An 11,669-nucleotide genomic window follows, 5' to 3' on the forward strand; every position below is an offset into this window, starting at 1 on the left:
TCGCGCACACTCTACGGACTGATCGATGATCGATCAATACGACTTTACGGTAGATCTCCGAAATTTGGTGCGAACGAGCAGGTCACTCCTGATTCGCCCGGAGGATCGCCCCCGGACCGGCCCCGGGCCCGTGTCAGCGGTGCACGGCCCGTCCGTGCGTTCGAAGGGCCGCCTCGACGTAGTTGAGGACGTGGTCGCTCACCATCTGGCCCACCGCCGGGTCGCCCTCGCGGAAGGCGCGCGTGATCTGGTCATGGTCCCCGGCCTTGGCGTGCAGCTGCATGTCGAGCCAGCGCACGGACAGTGCGGTCCAGACCTCGACGCCCAGCGACTCCCAGGTGTGCAGGAGCACGCTGTTGTCGGCTGCACGCACGATCTCGCGGTGGAACTCGACGCTGTGCCGGATCTGCTCGGAGACGTCGCCCTGGGCGGTGGCCCGCTTGAGCGCCTCGACCTCCCGCTCCAGCGCGGAGGGGTCCGCGGCCAGCCGTGGCGCCGCGAGCCGGGCCGCGACGAGCTCCAGGCCCGCACGGACGGGGTAGATCTCCGCCATGTCCTGGACTCCGAAGGCGCGGACGCGAGCGCCCTTGTTCGGCACCGTCTCGATCAACCGCAGGGTCTCCAGCTCGCGCAGCGCCTCACGGACGGGGGCCTGGCTGACCCTGAGCTCCGTGGCGACGCGGCGTTCGACGATCCGTTCGCCGGGCTTCCACCGTCCGGACAGCAGGCCCTCGACCAGTACCTGCCGGATCTGCTCCCGGAGCGGCTCCCGGGCCAGTTTCGAGGGATCATCCGGCAACTGCGGGAGGTCGACCATCCACGGCCCTTCCGTTCCACGGCTCGCGCGCACCCCGCGCGAGCCCGTCCGCTCAGCGACGTACAAGCTCCTTGAAGAGTGCCACACCGGTGCGGGTCGACCGGACCGCGTGCGTCGAACGCCTAACGGAAACATCACGAACGCGTCTCGCCGGGGTGAACCACGCTCGACGGGTGCCGGGGCATGGGACAAAGTCCCAGGTGGAGGGAGCACTGTTGACCCGCCGGAACACTCTTGGGCGCGAGTGTCCAGGTAGGCTCATCTGTCGGCAATGTTCACCCCAGCTTCGGCGAGAAGTGGCCCATGCCACGGTAAAGGACCCGACGAGAGCGCCGTGAACTGCGCTGACGACCATATTCGCGAGGCGTGGCGCACACCGTGGGCGCCGCGGCCGTCCAGTTTGTTCCTTGGACGCCGGACCTGCCCGCGACCGGACACGACGTCGTGAACCGGTTCCAAGGTCCGGCCGTCGAACGGGGTGACGGGGATCGTTCCCGTCCTGAACGACGATCCCCGAGTCGGCCCTGAGGACGTCAGGATCAGTACCAGCAACCGCGGCTAGCCCGTCCCCCGCGCTCCTGGAGCGCCAAGGCGAGCCCCCGAAGGACAGCACTGAGCACATGACGCACTCTTCGCGGACCCGACACGCACGGTCCATACACGTGACAAAGGCACACGACAGGCAGCAACGGTCCCCCGCACCGGGGCCGTACAGCGGTCCCATTCCGGTGGTGCGCACCTCGGGCGCGGCCCCGGGGGTCCCCGTCGTGCGTTCCGTCGCATGGCCCAGTGTGAGCGAGATCGCCTGGGGGCTCGCCTCGGACCGGGTCGCCATCATCCTCGCGGTCGCGCTCCTGGTGGTGACGATGCTGGCCGCCGGGCCGCTGCACCCCGTCGACGTGTTCCTCAACGAGCTGCCGCGGCCCTACTGGGACCTGCTGCGCGAACCGCTCATCCTCTGGCCGGACACGGTGGCCTCGCGTGCGGTGGCGCTCCCCGTGCTGCTGGTGACCGCGATCCAACTCGCCTACTGGCACCGGAGCTGGCGACCGATCGTGCTGGGCGCGGTCGGGGTGGTCGGCATGATGTCCCTGGTGTCGGTGATGAAGCTGGCGATCAACCGGGGGCACGCCAAGGACTTCGACCCGGACTTCTTCCAAGGGATGGGCAACGTGGCCTTTCCCTCCGGGCACGGGGCCAACGCCATCCTCATCTATGGGCTGGTGCTGTTCCTCATCATCCGCTTCGCCGCGGCACGGCCGCACATCATCCGGCGGCTGGGGTTCTGCATCGTGGCCATCGCCCTGCTCCAGTCGACCGTCTCCGTCTACCTGCACTTCCACTGGTTCACGGACCTGCTGGCGGGGATGGTCGCGGGCGGGTTCGCGCTCCGGGTGACCATCCGCCTGGACCGGATGTTCCCGCACGGCCGCACCGCCGAGTGGTGGCCCTGGTACGGCCGCGAGGCGCCCGTCGAGACCGGGGGCTGAGCCGCCTCCGCGACACGCGCCGCCCGCAGGATCCCTCCTGTGTGCGCCGCCGCCATGCGCCGATGGGCTTTCGCGGGCGCCCGGCCCATGGCGTACAGGTACACGCGGCCGTCCGCGAGCGGCATGACCCCGACTGACCCGCTCGGTCCCCACGACTCCGCGGACACCGAGGCGTCCACACCCTCGGCGATCAGGCGCCAGGTGCTGAAACCGGAGTACACGGGGCCGAGGTGCTCGGGGAACAGCGTCGCACGGGTGCGCGAACGTATGCCGTCTGCGGCTCATCGAGACCGCGCTGACCTGGCTGGTCGACCAGGAGGAGAGGGACACCATGCCCCTGCTCCGCCAGGTGAGGGCGGACCGGGCCGAGGTGGCGCGGCTGGCCGCCCGGTTCCTACTGGTCTCGGCCACCCGGGACCGGAAGCGGTCGCTGGCGCGCTACGAACTGGCGTCGGAGGCGGGGCGCAACCCCGAACTGCGGGAGACCTACGACCGGTTGGGCGAGCGGTTCCGGACGATGCTCGACGAGCTGTTCTCCGCCCTGGGCTCACCGACACCCCGGCGGCACACACGGGCGTTCCTCGCGTGGGTCGACGGGATGCTCTTCGATTCCCTCGCCGGAGTGGGCGCCCGCGCGCCCCCTGGGCGAGGAGGAGCTGACGGCGATGGCGTTGACCCTGATCAACGGGCTCTTGGACGACGACCCGGCGCACGGGGGGTAGGTCGGTGGGACTGGAGATATCGGCCGGCAGCGCCGCGCGGCTGGGGCCGCGGCGGACGAGCGCGTGAGTGGGAACCGGATTCGGTTCTCGCCCCACCAATGACCGCGCCCTACTCAGACTGATCGAGCTGATCGAGCGATTCCTTGTCGAAGCTGAGTAGAGGCCTAACCCGGGCATACCTGCGAACCTCGCCTCGCGGTACGGAGAGCCCGTCCACCTCGATGAAACCGGCTGGCGTGAGGTTGATGGTGTCTCCGCGCCCGTATACGAGGAGGAGAGGGAAGAAAGGGTCGGGTAGATCGGGGAGCTGTTCGCCCGCATCCTTCAGGGACGCGAAGTGAAGTGACCATTCCACGGTTCGCCTCACGTAGAAGGTGACGAAGCTGGGAAGCGCCTTCAAAGTGTCGTCGACTGTCTCCTCCGGGGCCCGGACATTCGGGTTGACCCAGTGGGCGATGTCGAGGAAGGGCCACCCCTGAGCATGGATTTCCTGGGTCCAGATGGCGGATCGCCTGAGGTACTCCTGAAGGAGCCGTGCCTGGGACCTCCTGAACAGGGGTTTCTCATTCCATTCGATCGCCCGCAGTCGGGAGGCGATCTCTGTGCACTCGTTCATCACTTATTGAACCTTTCGAAGATCGCCCGTGCGATTTCCTCGGAGTTCGACAGGTCCGCGTTGGGCCTGTCTCTCGGAGCTTCCCACTCCTCACGATAGTGATCCCACGGGTTCGGCCTCGCCTCCGACGGCGCGAGGTTGTGAGCACCATAGTGGTCGGCTGTTGGCGTGGGGCTGTAGTCCTCATAGAGGTCATCCCACGAGAAGGCAGCGGGGTCGGACGACAGGTAGGGCATCCCCCACTCCATGAGCAGGCTTTCTACCGACTCGTGCTCCAGCCACTGATGGAACGCAGGCAACTCGGTATCACTGATCCGGCCTGTCTGGGCCTTGATCCACCAGCTGGCGATGTGTGTCATCGGAGTGAACCTCCCTCGTCTCACCTCGCCCGGTCCGACAGCGACGTCGTGTTCGCTCATGAAGATGTGATTCTTGATGCGGTCGAGAACTTCGACCCTCACGCCGGTCTGCTCAGCGATTCTGTTGGTGTCACCCACATCTGCGCGGATCTGGTTGTAGATCCGCGCGTCATTGGCTGTGACTGGTGGCTCGATGTGTGCGATCCCCATGTCGTCGAACCAACGCCCCGACGCGTCGGTGTGGCCGAACTCGATGTCGAATGGCTTCTTCCCATCCTCCAGGATGGTCGGTTCCATGCTGTCTGGGTCGGGCCCGTCGCTAGGAGGCCGATCGCTGTCCGTGCTCTCACCCTCATGGCCGGGAACACCTCCAGAGGGAAAGTCGCCATCGGCACTCGTTGTCAGACCGCGACCGCCGGTCGAGTCTCCGACGGTCGGACTGTCGCCGTTGGCACGCGTGTTGTCGGGCGAGCCCCCGTTGGTGGACGTGGTGTTGTCGGATCTGTTGATGCGTCCGGGGTGCGGGCGCGCATGTCAACGTCGTTCTGGACGTCACCGTTCCGCTGGTTGTTCGGAACATCGCTGTCGGAACCGGACATGTCGATCCGCTGGCTCGGCCGCGTGTTCGCGGTCTCCGCCGCGTCGCTTGTACCCATGTGCGGGCCGATCAGAGCGGGTTCCCTGTTCATTTCGGGTCCATCGCTCCCATCAGATTCAGGGTCGCGGACCGCGCTTACCTCCCAGGGGGAGTCCGGGTCCATGGCCCGGAACTCCTCCGCCAGCTCCGGGGTCATGATCTCGGCGAGTTCCGGGTTCTGGCGGAGCATCTCCGCCAGGGTCTGGGCGTCCTGAACTTCCTGGACCGTGGGGTCCTGTGCGGGGGCGTCGGCGTCAGAGTCGGCGGGAACCTCGGCACCCGCGTCCGACGTCGGTACCGTCTGGCCGCTGTCACGGTTCGGGGGGCGTCCAGCGGAGTCCTGCGGCCCCTGTTCCCAGGGGACGTCGGGCGTGGTGCGGGGAGTCTCGGGCGGGGGCTGGCCCTGTCGGGCGGCGAGCTCGTCTAGGGCCTCGCGCACGGAGTCCATTTGCTCGCTGTCCCAACGCCCCTCGGACGTGCCAGACAGGTTCGGGCGCGGGACGTCACCGGTCGATCCGTCGGGGCGCAGCGTCGCGCCCCCCAACACGTCGGTGAGGTCCTCGTGGGACGGGGCGTTGGGGTCGAAGTCTCCGTTGCCGAGTGCCCGCAGCCCCCCGAGCCCGCCCTTGACCAGGCTGACCCCGCCCATGACCGCCCCGGCCGCGTTGATGGATCCCTGGGTCAGTGCGTAGCCGGGTCGCGTCTCGTGCTCCCTCCAGGGGTACACGCCGTGCGCGATCTCGATGAGGCCGGGCTTGACGTTGCCCCACCATTCCTCCCGGGATTCGGGGACGTACCAGCCGTCCCACTCCCACAGGTACGGCCGGTCGAGGACACTTTCCTCAGCGGTGGCGGGGGCTGGCCCATCGCCGCGGTAGAACCCGCTCAGACGGGCGATCCCGGTCCAGGTGTCGGCCACGTGGTTCTGGAAGTTGGCCTGGCCCTGGGAGCGGATGAAGGGTGCGATCGGCCCGAAGAGCACGATGGGTACGCCCCACTGGCCCTCGTAGTAGGTGCCGGTCATCCCCGCGATCTCGGTGACCCCGCCCATGGTCCAGTCCCACGCGCTGTGGGTGGCGTCCACCCACCAGCGGTGGTCGGTCGTGGCGGGCGGCCCCCAGGGGGTTTCCATGTCCTCGGGGATCTCGGTGAGGCCGTAGATGAACTCGTTCTCCCCGACCTCGGTGGACCCGCCGGGATCGGCGGACCTGAAGAAGGTGCCGTCCGGAAGCAGGCTCGTGATCGCGTTGGCGCACTCGATCTCGGCCGCCGTGAACTCTTCCGTGGCCCGGCGGATGTCGGCCTGGAGGGCGGCGAGTTCTTCCGCCTTGTCGCTCTTGCCGCCGAGCGGGCCGCCCTTGTCCCAGTCGTCGTCGCCTTCGATCGATGTCAGGAACCGGCGTGCTTCCATCTGGAGCGTCAGCATGCGCAGCTTGATCTCCGCCGCGGTCGCGGCGAAGGTCTCCAAAGCGCTGGCGGCGGAGGTCAGGGCGTCGTTGAGGTCGTCGCCCCTGCGGGGCACGGGGTCCAGGACGGCGAAAAGGTCCTCGGCCTCCGGAGCTGAATAGCAGTGCGACAATCCGGCCCAGGCGCCCGTGATGTCGTGGCCCGAGTCGGAGAAGCCATCACCGATGGCCCTGAGTCGCGCGGCCTCGTTCTCCAGTTCGATGGTTCTGGTCTGCGGGACAGGGATCGCGTCGGGGTCGATGGGGGCACTCAAGGCTCGTGTTCCACCTCGCGTCGGGGGCCCGTCGTGTCCGTCGTTCCTGGGAAGGACAGGTCGGGAGTGGGGGTAGGAGAGGGTCAGGAATTCGAGGGATGCGCTGAACGCACCTTTTGTCTTATCAGCGGGTGGTGACGGAAGCCACGCTGTCGGTCAGGGCCGAGTCGGCCTTCCATGAGCGGGACTGCGAGCGCTGATGGACAGGTCAGTACCGATGACCGCAGTGGTCGCGGGCATTGTCGGCCCGTGTCGGGGTGTGGTCCGCGTCACTGGCCGGTTTCGGTCACAGGCGCGGGATGGGGATGGCTAGAAGGGGACGTCGCTACCGGCGAGCGCCGCGTCGCGGGGGTCCACGGGCGTGGTGGGATCTCGCCAGCGTTGGCCTGGGACTCCGCGGCCATTTCGAGGTTGCCGTTGTTGTAGTGCACAGTTGCCTCCCCGGCGCCTTCGATGGCGCTGCCCGTCAGAGCGACCATGTCGCCGCTGAACGCGAAGTAGTGCTCGGCGAACTCCGCCAGGGCCATACTGACGGCTACGCTCTTGGCGTGGCTGCTCGCGTTGATCAGGCTGGTCTCCATGCGGTCGATACAACCGACCAGACCCTCGCCGCTGCCTTCTCCTCCCACGTGACCCATGACGGATTCCAACACGGAGAGGACCTCGCCCGGTTGGATGTCCCAGGATGTCATTCGGGCACGCTCCTTTCGGCTTCGAGCTGTACATGGCGGTGCCGATGTTCTCGGCGAAATGGGGCTTGAGTCCGGTTCGCCGCTTGTGTCCGCTCGTCATTATGCCAACACCCGCTGTCAGGGAAGGGTCGGCGCGGTCAAACCCGACGTCCGGAGAGGTCACCCGGTCGGCCACTTCCACGGGTGGGAGCCGGATGGCGACGTCTCTCATTCCGCGACCCGATGGCGACCTCATACCCCTCCGTGGTATTTTCTCCGCAGTGCGGGGCGACCGGCCCCGGCCTTCGTGGGGGAGGGATCGTGCGCGCGATGACGCGGTGGGCGTCGGCCCTGCTCGCGACGGTCCTCGTCCTGCTTGTCATGGCGCGCCACGGCGTGGGCGAGTGGGAGCCCACGGCTCCGGAGGAGACGAGTGTGCCCGCCGCGCACGCGGCGCCGCCCGCGTCCGCCACGGCCGAGGACCACCACCTCACGACCGGCGGCCACGCCGCCACGGCCCACGCCGCCACGGCCCACGCCGGCCCCACGGACTGCTCGACGGACGCCCTCGCCTGCTGGGACGGCCATCCCGGCCTGGATCTCCCGGCCCCGGCGCCGTCCCCGACGTCGTGCTCCCGCCGCCGCCCGTCCAGGCTGCCGCGCGCGTGGACCGGCGGTCGGATCGTCAGCCCCGCGCCCTCGACCTCTCCGAGCTCTCGGTTCTGCGGATCTAGAAGCCGCCTCGTCCACAGGCGTTCTCCAGATCCAGCAGAAAGGTCCTTCCACCATGTCCGCACACCGTTCCCGCATGCCCGGAATCACCCGCCGCACCGTCGTCGGTGGGGGCGTCGCCCTCGGCGGGGCCGTCCTCCTCGGCGCCTGCTCGGGGCAGGGGGAGCCGACGACCGCGTCGCTCGTCAGCCCCGACGACCCCCGAGTCCAGGCCACCGAGGAGGCACGTTCGGCCACGGGCCGCGAACACCGGGTGACCCTCACCCCCGCGCCCACCGAGGTCGACCTCGCCGGTACGACCGTCGCCACCTGGGCGTACGGCTCCTCGATCCCCGGGGAGGAGGTACGCGTCCGCAGGGGTGACACCGTGGTCGCCGAGCTGGTCAACGACCTGCCCGCCCCCACGACCGTGCACTGGCACGGCCTGGCCCTGCGCAACGACATGGACGGCGTCCCCGGCCTCACCCAGGATCCCGTCGCTCCGGGCGAACGGTTCACCTACCGCTTCGTCGCAGCCAATCCCGGAACCCACTGGTTCCACCCGCACGTGGGCACCCAGCTCGACCGGGGCCTGTACGTCCCCTTCGTGGTCGAGGACCCCGACGAGCCGTTGTCATACGACGAGGAGTGGGTGGTCGCGCTCGACGACTGGCTCGACGGCGTGGACGGCACCCCGGACGACGTCCTGGCGGAGCTCCGACAGGGCATGGGCCACGGGTCGGGTGACGGCGACGGCCCGATGCGCATGGGGGCCACCCTGATGGGCGCCACCAGCGACCACCTCGGCGGCGACGCCGGGGACGTCTACTACCCCGAGTACCTGGTCAACGGCCGACCGGCGGGGGACCCGCACACCTTCGAGGCGGCTCCGGGCGCGCGGGTGCGCATCCGGTTCGTCAACGCGGGCGGCGACACCGCCTTCCGGGTGGCGCTCGGCGGGCACGCCATGACCGTCACCCACACCGACGGCTACCCGGTCGAGCACGCGGAGGCCGACGCGCTGCTGATCGGCATGGGCGAACGCTTCGACGTGCTGGTCACGCTGGAGGACGGGGCGTTTCCGCTGGTGGCCCTGGCCGAGGGCAAGGACCGGACCGCGTTCGCCGTGGTGCGCACGGGCGGCGGATCGGCACCGGAGGCCGACGTCCGGCCCGAGGAGCTGGACGGCCGTGTGGTGGTGGCGACCGACCTCACGGCGGAGGAGGCGCCCGCCTGGAGGCGGGAGACCCGGACGTCGAGCACGCGATCGACCTGACCGGCGGAATGGCGAACTTCGACTGGGGACTCAATGGCCGCCGGTTCGACCATGAGGACCCGACGGGCGGGGCCTTCCAGGTCGCCGAGGGGCAGCGCGTCCGGCTCACGCTGACCAACACGACGGACATGTGGCACCCCATGCACCTGCACGGACACCATGTCCAGGTGGGCGCCGACGGTCCCCGCAAGGACACCGTGAACCTGCTGCCCGGGCAGACGCTGTCCCTCGACTTCGACGCCGACAACCCCGGGCTGTGGATGACGCACTGCCACAACGTCTACCACGGTGAGTCGGGCATGATGGGGGTGGTCGGCTACTCCGCGTGACGAGTGCGGTCGTCGTTCACGTGAAACCGACCCGACCTGGCCGTACACCCGCCCCGGCTGTCCCGTGGGTGCTCCGGGGCGGGCTCCAGGCAGTGCCGTGTCGCCCCGGTGCCGGCAGTTGCCCGGCAGACCGGGTTCCAGGGCGGTGAGCACCGCCGCGTACTTGGTCAACTTGACCTGGCCCTGAAGGGCCGGGCTTGGAGGTAGCGCCCAACTGGCTGCTGGGTGGGCTCCTCCGGCCAGACACTCACGGGATGGCAGGGGGCGCGTGACTCACGCCCCGCGTTCCACACGGTTGCACCACGAGTGGCGATGTTGTGGGAAGCGTTCCGGTCCGCGTGCGCGACGACGCCGCATGCCCGGCAGATGAGAAGCCCTTGGTCGACACGGTCTCGTTTGTCGACATGGTCGCAACCGCAGCACATCTGCGAGGTAGAGGCGGGATCGACGAAGACCACCGGCACACCGGCCCGCCGGTCCTCGTAGGCGATGACCTCTCCGAGCCGGCGGAACGACCAGCTGTGCAGCGCGGCCTGTTGGGGCCTCCTCTGCCGCCCCCCGGGCGTCGGTCACCGGTGACCCTGAGCCCTGTCCGACAGGGCGGGAGGGTCGGGGTCAGCCCTGTCCGGACACCTTCCGGAGCCGGTCCAGGTCCGCCTCGTCCCAGCACTCGACCCCGGTGAGCTCGGGCATGCTCGCCTTGGTGAACACCGGGTCCCTGCCCTGCTTGCGCTGCTTGGTGAAGTCGTCGAGCAGGCGGCAGGCGATCGGGGCGAGGAAGGCGAGTGCGGCGAGGTTGACCAGGGCCATGAGCCCCATGGTGGTGTCCGCCAGCGTCCAGACGAGGCCTCCGGAGCCGATCGCGCCGAGGAAGGTCACCACGACGACCGTGAACCGGAAGGCGATCATGACCGAGGGGTTGCGGGTCAGGTAGCCGATGTTCGAGGCGCCGTAGAAGGTGTTGCCGAGCACCGAGGTGAAGGCCACCAGCAGGATGATCAGGGTGAGCAGGTGCAGCGCCCAGGAACCGAGGTTGGCCTCCAGGGCGTTCTGCGTCAGCGTGGGACCGGCCTCCGCGCCGTAGGTCGGGTTGGACACCAGGATGATGAACGCGGTCGTGGAGCAGACGATGAGGGTGTCGAAGTACACGCCCAGGGTCTGCACGAGGCCCTGCTTGACCGGGTGGCTGACCGCGGCGCTGGCGGCGGCGTTGGGCGCGGAGCCCAGGCCCGCCTCGTTGGAGAACATGCCGCGCCGCATGCCCTGGACGATCGCTGTGCCGATGCCGCCCGCCGCGATCTCCCGGAGCCCGAACGCGTGCGCGACGATGTCCGCGATGACGGCGGGGATCTGGCCGGCGTTCATCGCGACCACCACCAGGCCCATGAGGACGTAGATCGCCGCCATGAACGGAACCAGCGCCGTCGCGGCCTGGGCGATTCGACGGGCGCCGCCGAAGATGATGACACCGGTGGCGACGGCGATCACCACGCCGACCGCGTACGGCAGCCAGGGGGCCGGGTCCGAGCCGGTGGCGGTGGAGACCGTGTTGGAGACGGCCGCCGCGATGGTGTTGCTCTGCACGCTGTTGAACACGAGGCTGAAGGTCACCGTGATGATCACGGCGAAGAGCACGCCCATCCACTTGGCGCCGAGTCCGCGCTCCATGTAATAGGCGGGACCTCCTTGGTACCCGTCCTTCCCGCCGACCTTGTAGAGCTGGGCGAGGGTGGACTCGACGAAGCTCGCCGCGCCCACGATCAGCGCCATGGCCCACATCCAGAAGATGGCGCCGGGGCCGCCGAGCGCGATCGCGGTGGCCACGCCGGCGATGTTGCCGGTGCCGATGCGGGCGGCGGCCGACACGGCGAAGGCCTGGAAGGCGGAGATGGGTTTGCCGCCGTCGGCCGCCAGACCCGGGTCGCCCCTCAGGGCACGGAACATGTCGGGCAGCAGGCGGAACTGCACGGCGCCGGAGCGCACGGTGAAGTACAGGCTCAGGACGAGCAGCAGGGGGATGAGCAGGTACGCCCAGAAGGCGTCGTTGAAGCTGGAGACGCCAGCACTGATGGCTTCCACAGGGAACGTTCCCTTCGTCGGCGGCGGAGACGGGGTTGTCTCGCTCCGCGACCGGTTCGTGTCCGCGGGGGGTCTGGCGGAGGTTGTGTGCGGTGTGGGGATCTTTCGTCGGGTCGCGGACACGGGGTGCGACGACACGGTCGAGATCATCGCCGGTCGAGGCGCCCGGGCCGCCGGGGTGTGGCGGGCCCCGACTGGATCAACGGAAAAACGCCCGTCGTGCAAGATACGTCACTTTGGCG

The 11,669-nt window shown here is 69.0% G+C and carries 9 protein-coding genes and 1 pseudogene; 3 read left to right on the forward strand and 7 right to left on the reverse strand.

Annotated elements, in window-relative coordinates; translation table 11 throughout:
* Positions 1-133 precede the first annotated feature (133 nt).
* Positions 134-817, reverse strand: a complete 684-nt coding sequence (locus BJF83_RS08945) for a GntR family transcriptional regulator (RefSeq protein WP_075925923.1) — start codon at positions 815-817, stop codon at positions 134-136.
* 728 nt (positions 818-1,545) lie between these two features.
* Between BJF83_RS08945 and BJF83_RS08950 the strand changes: the two genes are divergently transcribed.
* Together BJF83_RS08950 and BJF83_RS26650 are read left to right on the forward strand one after the other, a co-directional pair.
* A complete protein-coding gene (locus BJF83_RS08950) occupies positions 1,546-2,307 on the forward strand; it encodes a phosphatase PAP2 family protein (RefSeq protein ID WP_075925924.1) in 762 nt (253 codons plus the stop codon).
* A 331-nt stretch (positions 2,308-2,638) separates the two neighbouring features.
* Positions 2,639-3,151 carry a TetR family transcriptional regulator C-terminal domain-containing protein gene (locus BJF83_RS26650; RefSeq protein WP_143831836.1) on the forward strand — a complete coding sequence of 171 codons (513 nt, stop codon included), beginning with the start codon at positions 2,639-2,641 and terminating at the stop codon, positions 3,149-3,151.
* On the opposite strand, the gene BJF83_RS08960 is transcribed toward BJF83_RS26650, so the two are convergent.
* The 4 genes from BJF83_RS08960 to BJF83_RS08975 form a co-directional block, all read right to left on the reverse strand.
* Positions 3,139-3,645 carry a hypothetical protein gene (locus BJF83_RS08960; protein WP_143831837.1) on the reverse strand — a complete coding sequence of 169 codons (507 nt, stop codon included), beginning with the start codon at positions 3,643-3,645 and terminating at the stop codon, positions 3,139-3,141. The genes BJF83_RS26650 and BJF83_RS08960 overlap by 13 nt on opposite strands.
* On the reverse strand, positions 3,645-4,301 hold the full coding sequence (locus BJF83_RS08965) for a hypothetical protein (protein WP_075925926.1): 657 nt from the start codon (positions 4,299-4,301) through the stop codon (positions 3,645-3,647). Before BJF83_RS08965 ends, BJF83_RS08960 begins: the two co-directional genes overlap by 1 nt.
* 104 nt (positions 4,302-4,405) lie before the next feature.
* Positions 4,406-6,361, reverse strand: coding sequence for a hypothetical protein (locus tag BJF83_RS08970; RefSeq protein ID WP_075925927.1), 1,956 nt, complete (start codon positions 6,359-6,361; stop codon positions 4,406-4,408).
* A gap of 269 nt (positions 6,362-6,630) precedes the next feature.
* Positions 6,631-7,053 carry a DUF6507 family protein gene (locus BJF83_RS08975; RefSeq protein ID WP_075925928.1) on the reverse strand — a complete coding sequence of 141 codons (423 nt, stop codon included), beginning with the start codon at positions 7,051-7,053 and terminating at the stop codon, positions 6,631-6,633.
* Positions 7,054-7,840: 787 nt separating this feature from the next.
* Between BJF83_RS08975 and BJF83_RS08980 the strand changes: the two are divergent.
* A pseudogene (locus BJF83_RS08980) lies at positions 7,841-9,348 on the forward strand (multicopper oxidase family protein).
* A 167-nt stretch (positions 9,349-9,515) separates the two neighbouring features.
* Here the strand turns inward: BJF83_RS08980 and BJF83_RS08985 are convergent.
* Both BJF83_RS08985 and BJF83_RS08990 read right to left on the reverse strand, forming a co-directional pair.
* Positions 9,516-9,812, reverse strand: a complete 297-nt coding sequence (locus BJF83_RS08985; protein WP_316042233.1) for a zinc ribbon domain-containing protein — start codon at positions 9,810-9,812, stop codon at positions 9,516-9,518.
* A 151-nt stretch (positions 9,813-9,963) separates the two neighbouring features.
* Complete coding sequence (locus BJF83_RS08990) at positions 9,964-11,427, reverse strand: sodium:alanine symporter family protein (protein ID WP_075925929.1); 1,464 nt, start codon at positions 11,425-11,427, stop codon at positions 9,964-9,966.
* Between the last annotated feature and the right edge of the window lie 242 nt (positions 11,428-11,669).

The sequence above is a fragment of the Nocardiopsis sp. CNR-923 genome, from assembly GCF_001942255.1.
Taxonomy (GTDB): Bacteria; Actinomycetota; Actinomycetes; order Streptosporangiales; family Streptosporangiaceae; genus Nocardiopsis.

Excerpts from the sequence above, each read along its gene's own strand:
- BJF83_RS08945 (WP_075925923.1), bottom strand. The coding sequence starts at position 817 with ATGGTCGACCTCCCGCAGTTGCCGGATGATCCCTCGAAACTGGCCCGG.
- BJF83_RS26650 (WP_143831836.1), top strand. The coding sequence starts at position 2,639 with ATGCCCCTGCTCCGCCAGGTGAGGGCGGACCGGGCCGAGGTGGCGCGG.
- BJF83_RS08960 (WP_143831837.1), bottom strand. The coding sequence starts at position 3,645 with ATGAACGAGTGCACAGAGATCGCCTCCCGACTGCGGGCGATCGAATGG.
- BJF83_RS08965 (WP_075925926.1), bottom strand. The coding sequence starts at position 4,301 with ATGGAACCGACCATCCTGGAGGATGGGAAGAAGCCATTCGACATCGAG.
- BJF83_RS08975 (WP_075925928.1), bottom strand. The coding sequence starts at position 7,053 with ATGACATCCTGGGACATCCAACCGGGCGAGGTCCTCTCCGTGTTGGAA.